This window comes from Amycolatopsis sp. WQ 127309 (assembly GCF_023023025.1).
GTDB lineage: Bacteria > Actinomycetota > Actinomycetes > Mycobacteriales > Pseudonocardiaceae > Amycolatopsis.
This window is the reverse complement of record NZ_CP095481.1, coordinates 10125864-10146349: the sequence shown is the minus strand read 5'-3', so window position 1 is coordinate 10146349 and position 20486 is coordinate 10125864. Positions and strand designations below refer to the sequence as shown.

The following is a 20486-nucleotide window of genomic DNA, read 5'->3' as shown; positions in this document are numbered from 1 at the left end:
TTCCCGTCCATGACCAGCGATCTGGACGGGCGCACCGCCCTCGTCACCGGCGGGGCCGGCGGTATCGGCCTGGCCTGCGTCCGCGCCCTCGCCGCGGCCGGGGCCAAGGTGCACGTCGTCGACGTCGACGCGGAGAACGCCGAGGCCGCGGCGACCGAGGTCGGGGGGTGGGCGCACGCCGTCGACCTCACCGACGCCGGGGCCATCGACGCCCTCCCGGCCGAGGTCGACATCCTGGTCAACAACGCCGGGATCCAGCACGTCGCGCCGCTCGAGGATTTCCCGCCCGAGCGGTTCGCGCGCATCCAGGCGCTGATGGTCACCGCGCCCTTCCTGCTCATCCGGCGGAGCCTCCCGTCGATGTACGCGCGGGGCTGGGGGCGGATCGTCAACATGTCGAGCGTCCACGGGCTTCGCGCCTCCGCCTACAAAGCCGCTTACGTCACCGCGAAGCACGGGCTCGAAGGGCTCTCCAAGGTCGCCGCGCTGGAGGGCGCCGAACACGGCGTCACCAGCAACTGCGTCAACCCCGGCTACGTCCGCACCCCGCTCGTCGACGGGCAGATCGACGCGCAGGCCGCCGAGCACGACATCCCGCGTGCGGACGTCGTCGCCGAGGTCCTCCTCAAGCGCGCCGCGATCAAGAAGCTCATCGAACCCGGGGACGTCGCTTCCCTGGTGACGTGGCTGTGCTCGCCGCACGCCGGCCACGTCACCGGGGCCTCCATCCCGCTCGACGGCGGCTGGACCGCCGCCTAGAACCCGTCCGCCACAAGGAAGTGGAGCCCGAATTGGACGCCGAATTGGACGCCCCAGTGAGCCAGCCCCCGCGGTCGGCGATCGCCAAGATCGTCGGCGCGAGCCTGATCGGCACCACCATCGAGTGGTACGACTTCTTCCTCTACACCTCCGCCGCCGCGCTGGTGTTCAACAAGGTGTTCTTCCCGACGGCGAACCCGCTCAACGGCACGCTGCTGGCGTTCCTCACCTACGCCGTCGGGTTCCTCGCGCGGCCGATCGGCGGGCTCGTCTTCGGCCACTACGGCGACCGGCTCGGCCGGAAGAAGCTCCTGATCTTCAGCCTGGTCCTGATGGGCGGCTCGACCTGCCTGATGGGCGTGCTGCCGACGTACGCCACCGCGGGCGTCGCCGCGCCGGTCCTGCTCACGCTGCTGCGCCTGGTCCAAGGCTTCGCGCTCGGCGGCGAATGGGGTGGCGCGGTGCTGATCGTCTCCGAGCACGGGGACGCGAAGCGGCGCGGGTTCTGGGCGTCGTGGCCGCAGTGCGGCGCGCCCGGCGGCAACCTGCTCGCCACCGGCGTGCTGGCGATCCTGTCCGCCACGCAGTCCGACGCGACGTTCCTGGCGTGGGGCTGGCGGGTCCCGTTCCTGCTCTCCGGGGTGCTGCTGGTGATCGGCCTGTGGATCCGGCTGGCCGTCTCGGAGTCGCCGGTGTTCCTGGCCGCCCAGCGCCGCGCCGAGGAGCGGCCCGGGAAGCACGTCCCCGTCGTCGAGGTCTTCCGCGACAGCTGGCGCCAAGTGCTCGTCACGATCGGCGCGCGGATGGCCGAGAACGTCTCCTACTACGTGCTGACGGCGTTCATCCTGGTGTACGTCACGACCGGGCTGCACCTGGCGAAGGGCCTCGGCCTGAGCGCGGTGCTGATCGGCTCGGCCGTGCACTTCGTGACGATCCCGTTGTGGGGCGCGCTGTCGGACCGCGTCGGCCGGCGTCCGGTGTACCTGTTCGGCGCGATCGGCATGGCCTTGTGGGGCTTCGCGTTCTTCGCGCTGCTGGACACGAAGTCGGCCGCCGTGATCGTGCTGGCGACGACCGTCGGGCTGGTGCTGCACGGCGCGATGTACGGGCCGCAGGCCGCTTTCTTCGCCGAGCAGTTCCCGACCCGCGTCCGCTACACCGGCCTTTCCGTCGGCGGGCAGCTGTCGTCGATCGCGGCCGGGGCCGTCGCGCCGCTGATCGCCGTGGCGCTGTTCCAGAGCTGGGGCAGCACGATTCCGGTGTCGCTGTACGTCGCCGCGATGTGCCTGATCACGGTCGTCGCGCTGCTCGCCGCCCGCGAGACCCGCGGCGAATCCCTGCACGACGAAGACGTCCAAGCGGAGACGGCGACCGTTTCGCCCTAGCATGACCGCCGTGACCGCACCCTCGGACGCGCTGCGCCGGCTGCTCGACCTGCTCGCCTCCGGGGCGAGCACCGAGCAGCTGGCGCACGTCGTCGTGGCCGCGCGCGCCGAGGGCGCCCTCGCCGCCGCCGACCTGACCGCGCTGGCGAACGCGGGCGAGCTGGCCCTGCGCATCCGCGAGACACTGGCCGAGCACCGGCGGCGCGAGGCGCAGCTGGTCGCGTTGTTCGACACCGCGAGCGAGCTGGCCGGACTGTCCGAACCGGACACCGTGCTGCGCTCGATCGTCCGCCGCGCGCGGGCGCTGCTCGGCGTCGACGTCTCGTACCTCAGCCTCAACAACGAGGCCGAGGGCAAGACCTACATCCGGGTCAGCGACGGCTCGGTGTCGGCGGAGTTCCAGCAGATCGTGCTCGGCATGGGCGAGGGCCTCGGCGGGCTCGTCGCGCAGACCGCGCGGCCGTACTCGACGGCGGACTACTTCACCGACGAACGCTTCCGGCACACCCGCCACATCGACTCCGGCGTCAAGGACGAGGGCCTGACCGCGATCCTCGGCGTCCCGCTGGCGATCGGTTCGAAGGTGCTCGGAGTGCTCTTCGCGTCCGACCGCAGTGCGCGCGAGTTCTCCGCGGACGAAGTGGCGCTGCTGTCGTCGCTGGCCGACCACGCGGCGATCGCCCTGGACAGCGCGAACCTCCTCGACCAGACGCGCCGCGCCGTCGCGGAGCTCAACGAGGCCAACGCGACGATCCGCGCGCACAACGAGGCGATGGAACGCGCCGAAGACGCGCACGACCGCCTCACCGACCTGGTGCTGCGTGGTGGCGACCTGCCGGACGTCGCGGCGGCCGTCGCCGGGGTGCTGCGCGGGGCCCTCACGGTGTTCGACACCGAGGGCGCCGTCCTGGCGCACTCGGCGGACCCGGCGCGCCACGACCCGGCCGCGCTCGCCGCGTCCCGGGCGGCGGGCCGGGCCGTGCCCACGGTGTCCGATGCGGACTCCTGGGTCTGCTCGGTGCAGGCCGGGCCGGAGCTGCTCGGCAGCCTGGTGCTGACCGGCCGCGCGGACCTCGCCGACCCGGACCGGCGGCTGTTCGAACGCGCCGGCGTCGTGACGGCGTTGCTGCTCATGCTGCGGCGGTCGGTGGTGCGGGCCGAGGACGAGGTGCGCGGCGAGCTGCTGACCGACCTGCTCACCGCGCCCGGCCGCAACCCGCGCGCGCTGCTCGCCCGCGGCCGCCGGCTCGGCATCGACCTCGCCGCGCCGCACGCGGTGCTGGTCGTGCACGCCGACGACGTGTCCCGGCGACGGCTCGCGAGCGCCGCCGTCCGGCACGCGACGCTGGTCGGCGTGCACGCGGAGGAGGTCGTCCTGCTGGGCACCGGCGACCCGGGCGAGCTGGCCCGCCGCGTCGCCGCCGACCTCGGCGCGGTGACCGGGCGCCCGGTCACCGTCGGCGCGGCCGGCCCCGGCGCGGGGCCCGAAGCCCTGGCCGCGGCCCACGCCGAAGCGGCGCGGTGCGTGCGGGCGCTGCTCGCGCTCGGCCGCGCCGGCGAGGGCGCGGACATGGCCGGCCTCGGTTTCCTCGGCCAGCTGCTCGGCGACCAGGCCGACCTCGGCGCGTTCGTCCGCGCGACGCTCGGCCCGGTCCTCGGCTACGACGAACGCCGCGGCACCGAGCTGGTCGCGACGCTGCGCGCGTACTTCGCGAGCGGTTCGCAGCTGGCGCGGACGAAGGACGTGCTGCACGTCCACGTCAACACCGTCGTGCAGCGGCTGGAACGGATCGCGTCGCTGCTGGGGGAGGACTGGCAGGCGCCGGACCGGGCCCTGGAGATCCAGCTGGCGCTGCGCCTGCACCGCCTCGGTTGAACGACCCACACCGGACCGCGCTCCCGGCGGATACCCTGCTCCTCCCATGAAAATCCGCGCCCTGCCCGAACTCGCCGTCGCCGCCGCGGCGACGGTCGCGGGCCTGTGGGGCTACTTCGCGTTCTTCCTCGACGGCGACGGCGGCAGCCAGGGCACCGGGGTGGCGATCCTGCTGGGTGCCTACGCCGTCAACGGCCTGCTCCAGGTGTCGCTGGCGGTCTACGTCCGCGCGGACCTTTCGCCGCGCGGGAAACTGGTGTGCGACATCGACTCCTGGTCGTCCCGGGACGGCGGGCCCACCGGCCGGCAGGCGGCGGTCGCGTGGTTCGGCCCGGTGGCGGCCGGGCTCGTGGTGATGCTCGTGGCCACTCCGGCGTCGACGCCTTCGCTCGACGAGGACTTCGGCATCCACACGTCGATCGTGCTGCTGACCCTGCTCGGCTCGGCGGCCGTGCTGCTGGGCGCCTTGGTGTGGCCGTTCGCGATCCTGCCGCTGACGGCGACGGCCGGCGTGCTGCTGCCGGGACCGGCGTGGCCGTCGCGGGCGGAGATCCTCACCCGCTCGTGGCTGCTGCCCGTGGCGGTCGGTTTCGGCACGGTCATGACCTTCAGGGGTGACATCAACGGCTCGGGCCTCGGGTACTGGCTCGTCGACGACTTCGGCCTGCCGGTCACCCCCGCCGCGTTCCTGGCGGTGCTCTCGGTCGCCGCGATCGTCGGGCTGATCGTCGGCCACCAGCGGGCTAGGGCACGGCGAGCACGATCTTGCCCCGCCGCGGCCCGGCCACCGCGTGCGCCGCGGCCGCTTCGGCCAGCGGGAACACCGCCTGCACCGGCACGTGGAAGCAACCTTCCTCGAACAGCGCGGCAGCCCGCGCGAGACCGTGCCGCCCGTCCGGCTGCCCGCCGAGCGCGCCGACCGAGACGCGGACGCCGTGCTCGGGGCCGCTGAAGTCGGCGAGCGTGACCACCTTCGACGGCGTGCCGGTCAGCTCGATCAGCTCCGGCAGTGATCCCTTCCCGGCGACGTCGAGCGCCGCGTCGACCGGCCCGGTGACGCGTTCGCGCAGGCCAGCGCCGTAGTCGACGGGCTCCGCGCCCAGCTCGGCGAGGAAGTCGCGGTTCTGCGGGGCGCCGGTGCCGAGCACCCGCGCGCCGCGGGCCAGGGCCAGGCCGACGGCGAGGCTGCCGACCCCGCCGGTCGCGCCGTCGATCAGCAGCGTCGAACCCGGGCCGACGGCCAGGAGGTCGAGCGCGCGGGTCGCCGTCTCGACGCCGGACGCGGCGCCACCGGCCTGCTCCCACGGCATCGACGGCGGTTTCGGCGCCCAGAACGCCAGGACCGCGAACTCGGCGCTCGCCCCGCCGAGGCGGGCGACGTCGACCGCGCCGAACACCTCGTCGCCGATCCCGGGACCTTCGTCGACGACGCCCGCCGCGTCCACGCCGGGGATGTGCGGCAACGCGATGGGCGAGCGCGACTTCCCGGCGCGGATCGCCAGGTCGACCGGCGAGACCCCGGCCGCCCGCACGCGGATCCGGACCTCGCCCGGGCCGGCGTGCGGCTCCGGCAGCGCACCGACGGACAGGACCCCGGGCGGGCCGAACCGCTCGAAGAAGGCTGCGAACACGATCACTCCTCGTCTCGGGACGTCTGCGCCTACGGTAGGAGTGAGCAGGGGTGACGAGCGGGAAGTGAGAGCCGTGCGGGACGAACCGACTCGGAAGCGCCGGGTGGACGCCGAACACAACCGGCGTCACCTGGTGACGGTCGCGCACGCGGCGTTCGCGCGGGACGGCGCGGACCTGCCGGTGCGCGAGATCGCCCGGCGCGCGGGGCTGGCCCCGGCGACGGTCCACCGGCACTTCCCGTCCCGCGACGACCTCCTCGCCGCCGTGCTCGCCGGGCAGGTCGAGCGGTGCGCGCAGCAGCTGCGGGCCGCGCTCGCCGACCCGGACAGCCGCCGCGCGCTGACCCGGACGTTCCACCGCTTCGGCGAATGGCAGGTCCAGGAGCGCGGCCTCGTCGAGGCACTGGGCGGCCCGGCGTTCGCCGGCCGCCGCCGCGAGCACGCCGAGGCGTTCGGCCGGCTGGTCGAGCGGGCCCGCGACGAAGGCGTGCTGCGGCCCCGCGTCTCGGTCGACGACGCCCGCGTCGCGTTGATGGCGATCACGTCGGCGCGGACGGCGGCGGTGGCCCGGCAGCTGACCGGGGTGTTGCTGACGGGACTGCTCGCCGGCTAGCTCCCGGGGAACTGTCGGTGCCCTTCGGTAGCGTGGAAAACGGGGGCTGCTCAGCCCGGTGGTTTCCGGAAAGCGGGTGCGTCGGCCTAGCCCTCGGTGAGGACGCCCGCCTCGGAAGTCCGTTGGTACAGAACGAAACGCCCGTCGCGGACCTTGCTGACGAGGCCCGCGCGGTGCAGGGCGCTGAGGTGGTAGGACACCGTGCCCGGGGTGTAGCCGATCCGGGTGGCCAGCTCCGCGGTCGACCGGGCGGTCTCGAGGTCCGCCAGCAGCGCCGCGCGGGCGACGCCCACCACCCGCGCGATCGTGGCCGGTTTGCGGTCCCGGCCGGCGCCGACCCGGTGGGCCGGGTAGTAGAGCACGACCTGCCCGGGCACGTCGACCTGGATGACCGCGCCGGGCCAGCCGAGAACACTCGGAGCGAGGACCAGATCCCGGCCCGCGACGTCGATTTCGCCCTCCCACCGCGCGTCGAAGGTGATCGCGTCGCCCGTCCAGCCGATGTCGGGGTGCAGCGTGCCGAGCACCCGCCCGACGCCGTGGCCGACGAGGGTCTGCGCGCGGTGGGCGATGTCCTGGTCGATGATCGAGCGCAGCTCGGGCCAGCCCGCGGACAGGGCGTCGCGCCAGAACCGGGCCAGCCCCGCGGCGAGGCGGTGCTGCATCCGCCCCGACTCCGCGATCCGGCGGACCGCGGTGGGGAGCGGCCGGCTCCAGTGGGCCCGGGTGCCGTCGAGGATCTGGAACTCGAGGTCGTCCTGCGCCGTCGCCTCGATCCGGGCGAGCTGTTCGTCGAGCAGCTCGCGCGGTCCGGTGCCCGCGCCCGGCTGGGGCGTGAGCAGGTCGGGGGTGTAGCCGTCACCGCCCCGCGGCAGCAGCTCCGCGAGCAGGGCGACGTCCGGGTGGGCGAGCGACGCGCGGGCGAGCGGCCCGGGATCCCCGAAGACCGCATGCCGCCCCGAGCCGGCGACGAGCTTCAGCCACGCCACGGACTCCGACGCCGGGGACGGCGACAGGCGGGTCCGGGACACCGTCTCGGCGTCGACCCGCAGCGTGAACACCGGATCGACGGTAGCAGCGGGCGCGGCGGATTTGAACCGGCTCGAATGCTTTCCGGTTGCGCCCTCCCGCCGGGTTGGGTGATGGGGGTGTGGCGAATCCTCTGGCCGGTGCTCGCGCTGCTTCCCGTGACGCCGGTTCCCCCGGCGCCCCCGTGCGGGCCGTCGCTGACCTGGCAGCCGGTCGCGGTCCGCCGGATCGGCGCGCCTTGCCGTCCCACGCCGCAGGGGTGTATCCGGCGGATCGAGGTGACGACGGTGGTCTTCGTGATGTCCGGTTTCGGCCACCCCGTTCCCCCGGCCGGCCCTGGCGCGTCCCCGGTGACCCGGGTGACGATGGCCGTCCGCGATCAGCGATCCGAGGGGGATTCGTGAACGAGTTCAGATACGCGCTCACATCGGCGTTCGGCACCGGACCGGCCGCTGTGCCCGGTCTGATGGTCGACCGGCTCGACGGCCGGCGCACAGCCGAGCCGGGGGCGGTGAGGATGTGCGTCGCGTGCTTCGGAGACACCTCGGTCAGTCCCTGCAAGGATGAGCTGCCGCCGCTCTCCCGGTGACCGATCCGCTGGTCGGGTTCAAGCGCCACCTGAGCGTCACCGTGGTGCCCGGCGACGCGGTGTACGTGGTGTCCGAGGACGACGCCACGGCCTTGCGCGGGCCGCACCTGGAGGCGCTGGTCCCGTTGCTCGACGGCACCCGGGACTTCGCGGCGCTGCGCCGCGCGCTGCCCGGCGACGTCCCCGCCGACGAGGCCGCCGGGGTCCTCGATCACCTCGCCGAAGCGGGGCTGATCTCCCTGCGGCAGCCCGGCACGGACCCGGCCTACTGGGACGCGGCGGGCGCCGCCGGTGGCCAGGGCGGCCGGATCGCGCTGCGGGGAGCGGACCCCGGCTCCGCGGCCGCGGCCGCCCTGCGGGCCGCCGGGCTCGAGATCGACGGGGCCGCGGACCTGTCCGTGGTGCTGTGCGACGACTACCTCGCCGCTCATCTGTCCGATGTGGACGCCGAGCACCGCGCGCTGGGCCGGCCGTGGCTGCCGGCCAAGACCGTCGGCGCGCGGCTGTGGATCGGCCCGTTCTTCACGCCGGGGGACGGTCCGTGCTGGCACTGCCTCGCCGCCCGGTTGTGGGGCAACCGCCCCGCCGAGGCGCACGTGCGCGACACGCTGGGGCTGGCCGGTCCGCTGCCGCGGCCGGCGGTGGCGTTCGCCCCGCTCACCGCGGTCGCGCTCAACCTGGTGGCGCTGGAGGCGGCCAAGTGGCTCGCCGGGCTGCGGTACCCGGGCCAGCGGACGCTGTGGACGTTCGACAGCCGTGATCTGACCGGCGAACGGCACGCCGTGCGCGCCCGGCCGCAGTGCCGCTCCTGCGGCCGGCCCGACCTGGTGCGGGAGCGGACGCGCCGGCCCGTGCGGCTGGAGTCCCGGCCCAAGGCCCACCTCGCCGGGGGCGGGCACCGGTCCCGGCCGCCGGAAGAGGTCCTCGCCGCCTACCGGCACCTGGTCAGCCCGGTGACCGGCGTCGTCAAGGAGCTTCGCCGCGACACGCGGGGCCCGGCCCTGTTCGCCTCGTACCTCGCCGGCCCCAACGTCGCGCTGGGCCGCCGCGGCGCCGAACGGCTGCGCACGGCGCTGCGAAGCGAAAACGGCGGCAAGGGCGTCACCCCGATCGAGGCCGAGGTGGGCGCGCTGTGCGAGGCCCTCGAACGCCACAGCGGCCACCACGACGGCGACGAGGAACGGGTGCGGGGCAGCTTCCGCGCGCTCGGCGCCGCGGCTGTGCACCCCGGCACCTGCCTGCTGTTCCACGAACGCCAGATCGACGGCGACCCGTTCGACGAGGACGCCGTCCTCGACTGGACGCCGGTGTGGTCGCTGACCCGCGGCGAGCACCGGTTGTTCCCGACCGCGCTGCTGTACTTCGGCGGGCCCGCCGGCCCGGTGTTCGCCGACTCCAACGGCAACGCCGCCGGCAGCAGCCTGGAGGACGCGACGCTGCAGGGGATGCTGGAGGTCGTGGAACGCGACGCCGTCGCGCTGTGGTGGTACAACCGCACGCGGCAGCCCGGGGTCGACCTGGCCGCGTTCGGCGATCCCTGGCTCGCCGAGCTGCGGGCGGCCTACGCCGGCCTGGGGCGCGAGCTGTGGGTGCTGGACGTGACGTCCGACCTGGGCGTGCCGGTGATGGCGGCGGTGTCCCGGCGCACCGGCGGGCCGCGCGAGGAGATCGCGTTCGGCTTCGGCGCGCACCTCGATCCGGCCGTCGCCCTGCGGCGCGCGCTCACCGAGCTGAACCAGCTGCTGCTCGCGATCCCCGACGGCTCCGACAGTTCCGACAGCTCCGACGGCTCGCGCTGGTCGCGGGAGGCCACGGTGGCGAACCAGCCGTACCTGGTGCCCGATCCGGAGCGCGCCGCGCTCGGCCCCGGCGACTACGGCTACACCTACACACCCGACCTGCTGGCGGACGTGCGATCACTGCAGGACCGGCTGGAACGCGCCGGGCTGGAGGTGTTCCTGCTCGACCAGACGCGCCCGGACATCGGCCTGCCCGTGGTGAAGGTGATCGTGCCCGGCATGCGGGGCTTCCGGCCGCGGTTCGCGCCGGGCCGCCTCTACGACGTCCCCGTGCGGCTCGGCCGGGTGACCGAGCCCACGGCGTACGACGACCTCAACCCGATGCCGATCTTCCTCTAGCACTGCCCGTCGGCGAGGACCCAGTAGCCCGACGACGTCTCGCGCAGCGCGTGGACCGTGAAGGTGTTCCACAGGCCCATCGCCTGGTTGGACCCGTTCGCGTACGTCTGGCCGCTGCTCTGGTGCGCGCGGCCCGCCTGGGTGTGGGCGTAGTTGCTGGCCGACACGCAGGCGCCCGACGGCGGCGGGGTGGTGGTCGGCGTGGTCGTCGTCGGCGGCGGAGTGGTCCCGGATCCCTTGTCCAGCCCGAAGAACACACCCGTGTAGTAGCTGGAGCAGATCCCGGCGAGGAAGTACGCGCCGGTGCTGCCGCACTGCGTCGTACCGGTGCCGGGGTCGACCGCGGTGCCGTGGCCCATGCCCGCGATCGAGTAGAGCTGGACCTTGTCGCCGTAGGCCGTCAACGTCGTGCCGCCGGGCAGGGACTGCGTGCTCGTCGGCGTCTGGGAGAGGCCGTGCACCGCGGTCCACTGGTCGCGCAGCTCGGTGCCGTTGACCGGGTAGACGGTGTAGTCGCCGGTGCCCTGCCAGATCGCGACGCGCGGCCACGGCCCGCCGTAGCCCGGGTACTGCGCCGTGACGCGCGCGGCCCACTGCGCCGGCGTCAGGTTCTGGTTGTTCTGCTGGCAGTTCGTGGCCTGCGTGACGCTGGTGGCGCACTGCGCGGGCAGCCCGGCGTTGATCCCGCCGCCGGCGAAGACGTCCGGGTAGGCGGCCAGGAGGTCGGCCGTCATGCCGCCGCCCGCCGACAGGCCCGTGACGAACACGCGGGAGCGGTCCGAGCCGTGGTCGCCGATCGCCTTGTCCACCATGGACTTGACGGACGCGGCCTCGCCGTTGCCCCGGGTGTCGTCCGCGGTGCCGAACCAGTTGAAGCACTTCAGCGAGTTGTTCGCGGTGGACTGCTGCGGGAACACGACCTCGAAGCGCCACCGGTCGGCCAGCGCGGGCCAGCCGGAGTGGGCGTAGTAGTCCGACGCGCTCTGCGTGCAGCCGTGCAGCGCCACGACGACCGGGCGCCCGGTTTCGAGGCCGCTGGGGGTGTAGGTGTACATCGCCAGCGCGCCCGGGTTGGCGCCGAACGACGAGATCTGGACCAGGGACGCGGCGGGTGGGTCGGCGGACGCCACCCCGACGGTGGTGAGCACGGCGGCGGTGATCGCGGCGAGCCCGGCGAAAGCGAGTTTGCGCATGGGGATTCCTTCTCGGCGTTGAGAGGGTTTCCGACGACGTTAGGTCGGCCGCGACGGCCTGACCATGTGGCCGCGCACCACATCGGCACGGGGATTCATGGTGGCGGCCCGGGTGGTTCCCGGCGTCCGGGCACGCTTGGGTTCGGTTCACCCGAGACCGGAGGTGGACCGTGCGCGGTTGGCTTGCTGTGGTGCTGGTTTCCGTTCTGGCGACGGCGGTGCCCGCACCGGCGTCCGCCACGAGTGCGCGGGTCTTCGTGCCCGGCGCCGAAAAGCAGGTCGCCGTCCGCCTGGCCGACCTGACGGCGACCGGCACGCTCGCGTCCGGTCACACCGTCGAGGCGGACTGGGCCGGGCTGACGTCGGCGGGCCTGCCGGTGCCGGGCCGGGTGCCCGGCGTCCAGGTCGACGGCTACTTCCCGGACACGTCGGCGACGAACGCCAACCACGGCTGGAACCACGACGCGCAGTTCGTGCTGCGCCTGCCGGACCGCTGGAACGGCGGCCTGGTCGTGTCCGGCTCGCCCGGGACGCGGCGGCAGTACGCGAACGACCGCGCGATCGGCGACCAGGTGCTGGCCGAGGGGTACGCGTTCGCCGCGACCGACAAGGGCAACACCGGCGCCGCGTTCTACGAAGACGGCGTCCGGCCGGGGGACGCACTGGCCGAGTGGAACACGCGCGTCACCCAGCTGACCCTGGCCGCGAAGGCGGCCGCGCTGCTGCACTACGGCCGGCCGCCGGCGCGGACGCTGGCCGCCGGGTTGTCGAACGGCGGCTACCTGGTGCGGTGGCAGCTGGAGAACCGGGCGTGGCTCTACGACGGCGGCGTCGACTGGGAGGGGACGCTCTGGCGCGCCGACGGCCCGAACCTGCTCACGTTCCTGCCGCCCGCGATGCGCGCTTATCCCGCCTACGCGGCGGGTTCCGCGGCCGCCCACCAGTCCATTCTGGACGGCGGGTTCGCGCCCGGGCCGGAGTTCCTGTGGGACTACCACTACCGCGTCTACTGGGACCTGACCCAGCGGATCTACCGGGAAGAGGTCGACCCGTCGTTCGACGGCGCGCTCGCGGCGGGCGTCCCGTTCTGCGCGAGCGGGACGCCGTCGTGCGACGCGGACTACGCGTACGCGTCGCGGCCCGCGCCGGTGGCCCGCGCGGTGGAGCGGATCTCCCTGACCGGCCGGATCGGCAAGCCGCTGCTCACCCTGCACGGCACCCTGGACACGCTGCTGCCGATCACCCGCGACTCGGACGTCTACGACCGGCTGATCACCGACGCGGGCCGCGGCGCGCTCCACCGCTACTACCGGATCGACGGCGGCAACCACGTCGACGGCCTGGTCGACCAGTTCCCCGCGCAGCTGCGGCCACTGGGCCCGTGCTTCCGGACGGCGTTCGACGCGCTGGCCGGCTGGCTGCGCGGAGTGCGCCCGCCGGCGTCGGCGACGATCGCCCGGCCCGCCGGAGCGACCCCGGCGGACCTGGCCCGCACCTGCTCGCTCGGCTGACCTTCGCCGACGGCCCCGCAGTCCGTGAATGCCACATCGAGGGACATAGTGTCCCTCGATGTGGCATTCACGGACGTGAACGAGAGCCCGGCCTGTCCCTCCGCCGGGTGATCCCGGACTCCGGCGGCCGCGGTGCCGTCGGCCGGCGGCGGTGCGGAATTCGCATTCCGGGTAGCCCGCCGCGACGCCGTGCGCCTGCCACGGGAAAGAAAAGTGAACCGGATCGGACTCGTGCGCGTACTACCTGGTGAGGGGCTTGGTCCAGCCATCGCAAAATCGCTCTGACCAGCCGTTTCACCGCCCGGACGGGCGACCCCGTTCGGCCGCTTGCGGGACCGTTGTACGTCGTTCATGATAGGCATCGGGGTCCGCGAACAATCGATTACGTCGAATATCCAGGTGCCGCGCATGCTTCGGAAGAACCGTCCGTCCGGAAGTGAACCTCATGCTGCTACCCGTCGCCGGGGCCGCCTGATGGCCGCGGATCTGCCCGGCCTCGCGATCGTCGCCGGGCTGCTGCTGCCGGTGCTCGCCGCCGCGGCCTGGGCGATCGTGCTCGAACGCCGTCCGCGCCCCGGCCCGGCCGAGCCGGAACCCGAACCCGACTGGACCGTGGCCGGCATCCAGGCCCGCCTCCGGTTCGAGCAGGCCGCCCGCCGGTTCGCCGAGGCGGGCACGATCGCGCTCCCGACCCTGCCGATCCCCGAGCAGCTCGGCCGCGACTGTTCACCCGACCGCCTCCCGTGGCGGCTGCCCCGCACGATCCCGCCACCCCGCCCGTCGTCGGGAGCCTTCTCGGCCTCGGCCGCCATCCCGGTCTCGCGGTTCGCGTTCGCGCCCCCGGACAACGACCTGATGCGCCGCATCCTGGACGGCCTCCGCAAGATGGACTGACCTGGGCTCGATGTCCTGAAGGGCACCCTCAGGGACGTGCAGTCCCTGAGGGTGCCCTTCAGGACATTCGAACCCCCAGCCGAGCGCACTGCGGCGGGCCCGGAAGGCGACGCCGCGCTGCGTCACCAACGCCGCCGTAGGGTGACCGGGTGGTCACCGGCGGCAGCTTCTTGAACGGACCCGAGTCGCCTTCGCGCGGGATGGGGTTCGTGGTGGCCTGCTGGTTGCTGGTCCTCGCCGGGTGGCTCGTCTCGATCGTGGTCGCCTGGGCGACGGTCGTGAAACTCGACCGGCCGCCTTGGCTCGGTCTCGCCGCCGGTGTGGTGCTCTACGCGGTCGTCATCGGTGTCGAATGGCTGGTCGTCACGGGCTGAGGGCAGCGGGGGAGTCCGCGTCCGGGATCAGCAGCCGGGCCGTGCCCGTGCCGTCCGCCGGCACCGACCACACGTCCGAGCGGCCCGGGCCGCGCGGGATGCCGTACCCGATCGTGTGGTTGTCCAGCCAGGCCGGCTGGTCGTCCACGCTGCGCGTCTCCGCCAGTGGCGTCACCACCGAACGGGCCAGGTCCAGCACCGACAGGCGCCAGCCCTTCGCCGGGTCGGCGTCGATGGCGGACTTGAACGCCACCCGCGTGCCGTCCGGGGAGAGCGACGGGCACTCGACGTTCTCGCGCAGTGTGCGGATCGTGTGCGCCGTGAAGTCGCCCGTGACCAGGTAGCGGTGGCCGGCCGTGGACATCGTCGCGTAGAAGTGGCGGTCGTCGCGGGTGAACGTCACGCCCCAGAAGTTGAGGTCGGCCGCCTGGTACGGCCGGCCGTCGAGCGTCACCGCGTAGTCCTCCAGCGTGCCCGCCAGGTCGCCGGTTGCCGTGTCGAGGATGCCGGCGCGCGTCGAGAACATCCCGCCGTTGTACGAGTCGCCCGTGACGAACACCGTCCACGCCAGCATCCGGCCGCTCGCCGACACCCGGGCCCGGTTCGGCAGCCCGACCAGCGGGATCTCCCGCTGGGACGCGAGCCGCGCGTCGAGGACCACCAGCTGGTAGGTGGTCAGGTCGCCGTCCTGGCGCAGGCAGAGCCCGGTGCCGCCGGCCGCGTACACCCGGGCGCACGACAGCGGCGACACCGTCCGCGCGCCGCCGGGGTCGGTGGCCGCCACGGTGGCGACGTGCCCGCGGTCGGCGTCCGCGGTGCTCCGGAACAGCAGCCGCGGCCCGGGCGCGAGGCTGACCGCACCGGTCGCGGTGACGTCGTGGTTGCGCGCGCTCGCGAACCCGACGTACGCGACGGCCACCCCGGCCAGCACGAGCACCCCGGCGAGGGCGATCAGGATCCGCGCCTTCACGCGGGCCGCCGCGGGGAGAGGACGACGAACGTGACGCCGATCGCGACCACCGCGGCGCCGGCCGCGACGCCGATCGCGAGCTCGGCGCCCCAGAACTGCCAGGCCAGTCCGAAAAGGACGGACGAGGCGAAGTACGCCAGCGCTTGCGCCGTCTGCACCAGCGAAATCCCGGTCGTGCGCAACGCTTCCGGCAGCAGCGGCCCGGCCAGCGCCATGAGCACGCCGTCGGTCGCCGCGTAGAACGCGCCGTAGAGCGCCAGGGCCAGCGCGAACAGCGGCCAGCCGGACACCGGCCCGGCCAGCAGCAGGTAGACGACGGCGAGCGTGCCGTACCCGCCGAGCACCACCGGCAGCCGCCCGATCCGGTCGGCCAGCGCGCCCAGCGGCGCCGCGAGCAGCAGGTAGCTGAGGTTCGTGCCGACCGCGAGCAACGGGAACCAGCCGGTCGCGACGTCCTCCTTGTGCTGCAGCAACAGGTAGACGAAGCCGTCGCCGACGGTCGCCAGCCCGAGCACGCACGCCGCGACCAGCAGCCGCCGGACGCCGCGGCCGCGCAGGAGCCCCAGCGCCGCGCGGGGGGACACCGCGGCGGCCGTCCGAGGCGTCCGGCGGTCGCGCACGAACAGCACCAGCAGCAGCACGCCGATCGCGGCGATGCAGAAGCTCACGACGAACACCGCGTCGAACGCCTCAGGGTCGGTGGCCCCGACCGCCGCGAGGACGCCGAGCGCCACCAGCGGCCCGGCGAACGCGCCCACGCTGTCCATCGCGCGGTGCACGCCGAACGCCCGGCCGAGCAGCGGTTCGGGCGCCGACAACGTGATCAGCGCGTCGCGGGGCGCCGTCCGCAGGCCCTTGCCGGTGCGGTCGAGGGTGATCACGGCGCCGATCGCCGTCGCCGACGCCCCGGCCGCGAGCAGGCCGAGCTTCATCACCGCCGACAGCGCGTAACCCACGCCGGCCACGGCCTTGCGCCGCCGCACCCGGTCCGCGACGTAGCCGCCGACGAGCCGCAGCAACGCCGTCGCGCCGGTGTAGAGGCCGTCGAACAGGCCGTACGCCGCCGGGCTCAGGTGCAGGCCGAGCACCAGGTAGACCGGCAGGATCGCGGTGACCATCTCCGAGGAGACGTCGGTGACGAGGCTGACGGCGCCGAGCGCGAAGACGTTCGCACCGACCGCCGAGAGCGTGCGCCGCGACCCCGTCGCGGCGTGCTCGCGGCGGCCGATGGTGGAGAGGTACACGCGGTTACTGCCAGACGTCGAGGATCGGCGACTTGCTCGCGGCGCCGCCGATGCCGGGCAGGCCGTAGGACGCCTCGATCGTGCGCAGCACCGTGTAGTGGTTGATCGATTCGCTGTAGCTGCCGGCCTTGACGTGCGCGCCGGTGAACGACGTGAAGATCTGGTTGACCGACGTGCCGCTGTCCTCGTCGAAGGTGGTGATCAGCAGGCTGTTGTGCGTCTTGGCCCACTGCGCGTACGCGTCGAGGTTGTTCTTCAGCCAGGTGTCGCCGGTGCCGATCGCGCAGTCGTGCATGTCGCTGCACATGTTCGGCGTCACGAAGGCGACCGTCGGCAGCTGGGTGAAGTCGGCGGGGAAGCTCGTGTAGCGCACGTTGCTCGCCGCCGGGACGTTGCTGAAGTCCACCCAGCTGTTGTGCTTGCGCATGTAGGTGCCGCTGGAACAGCCGGTGTAGCCGTCCGAGGGCATCGACTCGGAGTAGCCCTTGAACGTCTTCCCGGCGCCGATCAGCTGCCGGCCCAGGTTGTCCTTGGCGCCGAGGTTGGCCGGGCAGCTGTCGCTGGTGACGCCCTGCGTCGCGCCGGAGAACAGCGCGACGTAGTTGGGCTGGCTCGGGTGCGTGATCGCGAAGGAGTTCGTGAACTTCGCGCTCTGCGCGGCCAGGGTGTTGAAGTAGGGCGCGCTGGAACTGCCGTTGATCGACGAGTACTTCTTGTTCTCGAACATCACCAGCACGACGTGGTCGAACGCGGGCACGCTCGCGGCCGTCGGCTCGACGGCGGGCTCGGCCGCCCGGGTGACGACGGCCGCCGTGACGGCACCGGTCGTGACGAGGGCGGCCGCGGCGAACACGGCGAAGATCCGCCTGCGGATCATGGGTCCTCCAGCGCTGGAGCGGCCGGCCCGGCCGCGGGCTTCGTGGTGGGAGCGCCTCATGGTGCCGAGAGCAGGGAGCCGGTGCGTGCCGTGCTGCGGTCCAGCGCGTGAACACCGGGAAACCACCGTCGGACAAGAGAAAGAGTGGGTGAATGCCTGTCCGGCGTCAACCTCCTTTGGTAGCGGGATGGGTAGCGGGGATGGGTTGTAGGGAACCGACAGGTTGTACCCAGGGGGCTCACAGGAGCGGCGCCGAAACTCGGTCCCATGGACCCCGAAACGTCAGCCAGGACCGCCCGCCGCGAGCACGGCCGCCGCAAGGCCGCGCTGGCCACCGCGGCCGCCGCCGTGCTCGGCGCGGCCGCCGTCGGCGCGATCGGCTTCGGCCTGTCGTCGGCGAACGCCGCCGACGACACCACCACGCAGACCACGACCGGCACCGACAACACGACGTCGCAGGACCAGCTGCAGTCCGGCAGCGGCGTCGACTCCGGTTCGGGCGGCCGCGCGCACACCGGCTCGGGTGCGTCGTGACCCCGGCCGCCACGGCGTTCCGCGCGCTCGGCACCACCGCCGAGGTGCTCGTCACCGACCCGGCCCGGCTCGAAACCGCCGTCGAGCTGCTGCACGACGAACTCGACGCCGTCGACGAGGCCTGCAGCCGGTTCCGCGCCGACTCCGAGATCTCCCGGCTGCACGACGTCGCCGGCCGGCAGGTCCGGGTCGGCCCGCTGCTCACCGAAGCCCTCGCCGCCGCCCTGCGCGCGGCCCGGCTCACCGGCGGGCTGGTCGACCCGACCGTCGGCACGGCCGTGCGGGCCCTGGGCTACGACCGCGACTTCGCCGCCGTCACCGACGGCCCGCTCGGCGCGGCGGCGCCCGCGCCCGGCTGGCACCGGGTGCTGTTCGACCCGGTGCGCGCGCTGGTCGTGCTGCCCCGGGGCGTCCACCTCGACCTCGGCGCGACGGCGAAGGCGCTGGCCGCCGACCGCGCGGCGCGCCGGATCCACGCCGCGACCGGCTGCGGGACGCTGGTGAACCTCGGGGGCGACCTCCGCGTCGAGGGCCCGGCACCCGCGGGCGGCTGGCAGGTCGCGATCGGCGACGACCACGCCGGCGCCGTCACCCGGCCGGACACCACCATCGCGCTGTCCGGCGGCGGGCTGGCGACGTCCGGGACCACCCGGCGGCGCTGGCGGCGCGGCGGCCGCACCGTGCACCACATCGTCGATCCGCGCACCGGCGACGTGCCGGAACCGCGCTGGCGCACGGTTTCCGTCGCGGCCAAGTCCACTGTGGACGCCAACACCGCGAGCACCGCGGCGGTCGTCCTCGGCGACGCGGCCCCTGCGTGGCTGGCGGACCGCGGTCTGGCCGCGCGGCTCGTCACCGGGAGCGGTGACGTCGTCACGACGCCGGGCTGGCCGTGCGAGTCCGAGCTGCGGGAGGCGTCGTGAGCTCCGCCGTCTGGTACTTCAGCCGCGCGACCGGGCTGGTGTCGCTGGTGCTCTTCACCGCCGTCGTCGTCCTCGGCGCGCTCGGCGCCGGCCGGTTCGCCACGCGGGAGTGGCCGCGGTTCACCGTGGCCGCGGTCCACCGGAACCTGGCCCTGACCAGCCTCGCGTTCCTCGCCGCGCACATCGCGTCGGCCATCCTCGACGGTTACGTCTCGCTGAGCTGGCTCGACGTCGTGCTCCCGTTCGGCGCGAGCTACCAGCCGTTCTGGGTCGGCCTCGGCGCCGTCGCGATCGACCTGCTGCTCGCGATCGTCGTCACCAGCCTGGTGCGCACTCGAATCCCGGCGAAGGCGTGGAAGGCCGTGCACTGGCTGGCGTACCTCTGCTGGCCGGTCGCGCTGGCGCACGGCATCGGCATGGCCGAGAGCGACGCCGCGCACGGCTGGCTGATCGCGCTCGACGTCCTGTGCGTGCTCGCCGTGCTCGGCGGGATCGCCTTCCGCGCCGGCACCCGGCACGCCGACACCGAAACCCGCAAGCTCTCCCCGCTCGGAGGCACCCGATGAGCACCCCGACGACCACCCTGCCCCCGCACCGGCTCGACCTGGCCGGCCACCGGCGTCACCACGGCGTCGTGCCCTGGGTCGCCTACCACGGCGACGACGGCCGCGACCGGCTGATCGACGCCGTCGCGGCGGCGGACCTGCGCGGCCGCGGTGGCGGTGGCTTCCCGACGGCGGTCAAGCTGCGCGCGGCCCGGGCCCGGCGCTCGATCGTCGTCGCGAACGGTTGTGAAGGCGACCCGTTGAGCCGGAAGGACGCCGCGCTGCTCGCGCTGTCCCCGCACCTCGTGCTGGACGGCCTGCAGCTCGCCGCGCACGCGATCGGCGCGACCGAAGCCGTCTTGTGCGTGCACGCCGGCAGCCCGGTGCTCGGGAGCATCGCCACGGCGCTCGCCGAGCGCGACGACCGCGTGCCGGTGCGCGTCGTGGAGATCCCGCGCCGGTACGTCGCGAGCGAGGAGTCGGCACTGGTCCACTACCTGACCTCCGGCGACGCGCGGCCGCTCGGCAAACAGCCGCGGCCCGCCGAACGCGGGGTGCGCGGCCGGCCGACGCTGGTGGACAACGTCGACACCCTGGCGCAGCTCGCGCTCGTCGTCCTGCTCGGCCCGCACCACTACCGCGCGACGCGGACGGACCTGGTCACGGTGACCGGCGCGGTCCGCGGCCCCGGCGTCGTCCTGGTGCGCGCTGGAGCTGCCCTCTCGGAGGTGCTCGCGGCGGCGGGCGGCGAGGCCGAGGCGGTCCAGGCGGTGCTCGTCGGCGGGTACGGCGGGACGTGGACGGCCGATCTGCGCGGCGCCTTGTCCGGGATCGCGGCGGTGCACGTCCTGCCGGCGTCGGCGTGCGGTCTCGGCTACACGGCGAAGGTCCTGGCGTTCCTCGCGGCGGAGTCGGCGCGGCAGTGCGGGCCGTGCATGTTCGGCCTCCCGGCGATCGCGGCGGACTTCGCCGAGCTGGTCCGCGGCGGCGACGCGACCGGACGCCTGGCGCGGCGCATCCCGTTGCTGACCGGCCGCGGCGCGTGCGCCCACCCGGACGGCGCGGCCCGCCTCGCCGCATCGGCGTTGCGGACGTTCGAGGCCGACGTCGCGGCGCACCTGGCCGGCGGCCGCTGCCGGGTCCCGGCGGGTGTGGCGTGAAGCTCTCGGTGGATCCGATCGGCTGCCGCGCCCACGGGCTGTGCGCGGACCTGCTCCCCGAACGGATCCGGCTCGACGAATGGGGCTACCCGGTGCTGGCCGCGGGCCCGGTCCCGCCGGCGCTGGTGGCGGACGCCCGCCGCGCCGCCGCGGCGTGTCCGGTGCTGGCCATGCGGCTGCGGAAGTGACGCGGTAAATCGCTCGTGAGGCGGCCTTCCGCTCGTTAACCTCGGGAACCATG

General features: G+C 74.1%; 20 protein-coding genes. 13 read left to right on the top strand and 7 right to left on the bottom strand.

Annotation, left to right across the window (positions count from 1 at the left end; translation table 11 throughout):
- Window positions 1-9: 9 nt before the first annotated feature.
- Genes MUY22_RS44665 through MUY22_RS44655 form a run of 3 tightly spaced genes read left to right on the top strand, consistent with a single transcriptional unit; the run spans window position 10 to window position 4020 of the window.
- Window positions 10-759 (top strand): 3-hydroxybutyrate dehydrogenase, encoded by a 750-nt coding sequence (locus tag MUY22_RS44665; protein WP_247053858.1) that lies wholly within the window; start codon window positions 10-12, stop codon window positions 757-759.
- 56 nt (window positions 760-815) lie between these two features.
- Window positions 816-2144, top strand: coding sequence for an MFS transporter (locus MUY22_RS44660; RefSeq protein ID WP_247053856.1), 1329 nt, complete (start codon window positions 816-818; stop codon window positions 2142-2144).
- Window position 2145: 1 nt separating this feature from the next.
- Window positions 2146-4020 carry a GAF domain-containing protein gene (locus tag MUY22_RS44655; protein WP_247053854.1) on the top strand — a complete coding sequence of 625 codons (1875 nt, stop codon included), beginning with the start codon at window positions 2146-2148 and terminating at the stop codon, window positions 4018-4020.
- A gap of 219 nt (window positions 4021-4239) precedes the next feature.
- Here MUY22_RS44655 and MUY22_RS44650 read toward each other — a convergent pair whose 3' ends face one another.
- Complete coding sequence (locus tag MUY22_RS44650; protein WP_247053852.1) at window positions 4240-4617, bottom strand: hypothetical protein; 378 nt, start codon at window positions 4615-4617, stop codon at window positions 4240-4242.
- 146 nt (window positions 4618-4763) lie between these two features.
- Window positions 4764-5651, bottom strand: coding sequence for an NADP-dependent oxidoreductase (locus tag MUY22_RS44645; protein ID WP_247053851.1), 888 nt, complete (start codon window positions 5649-5651; stop codon window positions 4764-4766).
- Between the two features lie 103 nt (window positions 5652-5754).
- Between MUY22_RS44645 and MUY22_RS44640 the strand changes: the two genes are divergently transcribed.
- The gene (locus MUY22_RS44640; RefSeq protein ID WP_247053849.1) at window positions 5755-6264 is read left to right on the top strand and encodes a TetR/AcrR family transcriptional regulator; all 510 of its coding nucleotides are present in this window, start codon (window positions 5755-5757) and stop codon (window positions 6262-6264) included.
- A gap of 86 nt (window positions 6265-6350) precedes the next feature.
- Here MUY22_RS44640 and MUY22_RS44635 read toward each other — a convergent pair whose 3' ends face one another.
- Window positions 6351-7325, bottom strand: coding sequence for a helix-turn-helix domain-containing protein (locus MUY22_RS44635; protein WP_247053846.1), 975 nt, complete (start codon window positions 7323-7325; stop codon window positions 6351-6353).
- A 553-nt stretch (window positions 7326-7878) separates the two neighbouring features.
- Between MUY22_RS44635 and MUY22_RS44630 the strand changes: the two genes are divergently transcribed.
- The gene (locus MUY22_RS44630; RefSeq protein ID WP_247053844.1) at window positions 7879-10020 is read left to right on the top strand and encodes a TOMM precursor leader peptide-binding protein; all 2142 of its coding nucleotides are present in this window, start codon (window positions 7879-7881) and stop codon (window positions 10018-10020) included.
- Here MUY22_RS44630 and MUY22_RS44625 read toward each other — a convergent pair.
- On the bottom strand, window positions 10017-11213 hold the full coding sequence (locus MUY22_RS44625; RefSeq protein WP_247053842.1) for a PHB depolymerase family esterase: 1197 nt from the start codon (window positions 11211-11213) through the stop codon (window positions 10017-10019). The genes MUY22_RS44630 and MUY22_RS44625 overlap by 4 nt on opposite strands.
- A 188-nt stretch (window positions 11214-11401) precedes the next feature.
- Here MUY22_RS44625 and MUY22_RS44620 point away from each other — a divergent pair, with 188 nt between their 5' ends.
- The 3 genes from MUY22_RS44620 (at window position 11402) to MUY22_RS44610 (ending at window position 13992) form a co-directional block, all read left to right on the top strand.
- Entirely contained in the window at window positions 11402-12724 is a 1323-nt protein-coding gene (locus MUY22_RS44620; RefSeq protein WP_247064409.1) for a tannase/feruloyl esterase family alpha/beta hydrolase, read from the top strand.
- A 474-nt stretch (window positions 12725-13198) separates the two neighbouring features.
- Window positions 13199-13618, top strand: coding sequence for a hypothetical protein (locus MUY22_RS44615; protein WP_247053840.1), 420 nt, complete (start codon window positions 13199-13201; stop codon window positions 13616-13618).
- Between the two features lie 200 nt (window positions 13619-13818).
- Window positions 13819-13992 carry a hypothetical protein gene (locus MUY22_RS44610; protein WP_247053838.1) on the top strand — a complete coding sequence of 58 codons (174 nt, stop codon included), beginning with the start codon at window positions 13819-13821 and terminating at the stop codon, window positions 13990-13992.
- On the opposite strand, the gene MUY22_RS44605 is transcribed toward MUY22_RS44610, so the two are convergent.
- From MUY22_RS44605 to MUY22_RS44595, 3 genes are read right to left on the bottom strand one after another with little or no spacing between them, the layout of a single operon-like run.
- Window positions 13982-14962, bottom strand: a complete 981-nt coding sequence (locus tag MUY22_RS44605) for a hypothetical protein (RefSeq protein ID WP_247053836.1) — start codon at window positions 14960-14962, stop codon at window positions 13982-13984. The genes MUY22_RS44610 and MUY22_RS44605 overlap by 11 nt on opposite strands.
- Entirely contained in the window at window positions 14959-16206 is a 1248-nt protein-coding gene (locus tag MUY22_RS44600; RefSeq protein ID WP_247053834.1) for an MFS transporter, read from the bottom strand. The genes MUY22_RS44605 and MUY22_RS44600 overlap by 4 nt, the downstream gene beginning before the upstream one ends.
- Before the next feature lie 4 nt (window positions 16207-16210).
- On the bottom strand, window positions 16211-17083 hold the full coding sequence (locus MUY22_RS44595; protein ID WP_247053832.1) for an alkaline phosphatase family protein: 873 nt from the start codon (window positions 17081-17083) through the stop codon (window positions 16211-16213).
- A 267-nt stretch (window positions 17084-17350) separates the two neighbouring features.
- Here MUY22_RS44595 and MUY22_RS44590 point away from each other — a divergent pair, with 267 nt between their 5' ends.
- The 5 genes from MUY22_RS44590 to MUY22_RS44570 are packed head-to-tail and all read left to right on the top strand — an operon-like array spanning window position 17351 to window position 20433.
- Window positions 17351-17617: a hypothetical protein gene (locus MUY22_RS44590; protein ID WP_247053830.1), complete on the top strand. Its 267-nt coding sequence runs from the start codon at window positions 17351-17353 to the stop codon at window positions 17615-17617.
- A complete protein-coding gene (locus tag MUY22_RS44585) occupies window positions 17614-18540 on the top strand; it encodes an FAD:protein FMN transferase (RefSeq protein WP_247053827.1) in 927 nt (308 codons plus the stop codon). The genes MUY22_RS44590 and MUY22_RS44585 overlap by 4 nt, the downstream gene beginning before the upstream one ends.
- Window positions 18537-19106 (top strand): ferric reductase-like transmembrane domain-containing protein, encoded by a 570-nt coding sequence (locus tag MUY22_RS44580; protein WP_247053825.1) that lies wholly within the window; start codon window positions 18537-18539, stop codon window positions 19104-19106. Before MUY22_RS44585 ends, MUY22_RS44580 begins: the two co-directional genes overlap by 4 nt.
- Window positions 19103-20245, top strand: a complete 1143-nt coding sequence (locus MUY22_RS44575; RefSeq protein ID WP_247053823.1) for an NADH-ubiquinone oxidoreductase-F iron-sulfur binding region domain-containing protein — start codon at window positions 19103-19105, stop codon at window positions 20243-20245. The genes MUY22_RS44580 and MUY22_RS44575 overlap by 4 nt, the downstream gene beginning before the upstream one ends.
- The gene (locus MUY22_RS44570; RefSeq protein ID WP_247053821.1) at window positions 20242-20433 is read left to right on the top strand and encodes a ferredoxin; all 192 of its coding nucleotides are present in this window, start codon (window positions 20242-20244) and stop codon (window positions 20431-20433) included. Before MUY22_RS44575 ends, MUY22_RS44570 begins: the two co-directional genes overlap by 4 nt.
- Window positions 20434-20486: the final 53 nt, after the last annotated feature.

Excerpts from the sequence above, each read along its gene's own strand:
- MUY22_RS44615 (WP_247053840.1), top strand. The coding sequence starts at position 13,199 with ATGGCCGCGGATCTGCCCGGCCTCGCGATCGTCGCCGGGCTGCTGCTG.
- MUY22_RS44665 (WP_247053858.1), top strand. The coding sequence starts at position 10 with ATGACCAGCGATCTGGACGGGCGCACCGCCCTCGTCACCGGCGGGGCC.
- MUY22_RS44625 (WP_247053842.1), bottom strand. The coding sequence starts at position 11,213 with ATGCGCAAACTCGCTTTCGCCGGGCTCGCCGCGATCACCGCCGCCGTG.
- MUY22_RS44595 (WP_247053832.1), bottom strand. The coding sequence starts at position 17,083 with ATGATCCGCAGGCGGATCTTCGCCGTGTTCGCCGCGGCCGCCCTCGTC.
- MUY22_RS44590 (WP_247053830.1), top strand. The coding sequence starts at position 17,351 with ATGGACCCCGAAACGTCAGCCAGGACCGCCCGCCGCGAGCACGGCCGC.
- MUY22_RS44655 (WP_247053854.1), top strand. The coding sequence starts at position 2,146 with ATGACCGCCGTGACCGCACCCTCGGACGCGCTGCGCCGGCTGCTCGAC.
- MUY22_RS44575 (WP_247053823.1), top strand. The coding sequence starts at position 19,103 with ATGAGCACCCCGACGACCACCCTGCCCCCGCACCGGCTCGACCTGGCC.
- MUY22_RS44610 (WP_247053838.1), top strand. The coding sequence starts at position 13,819 with ATGGGGTTCGTGGTGGCCTGCTGGTTGCTGGTCCTCGCCGGGTGGCTC.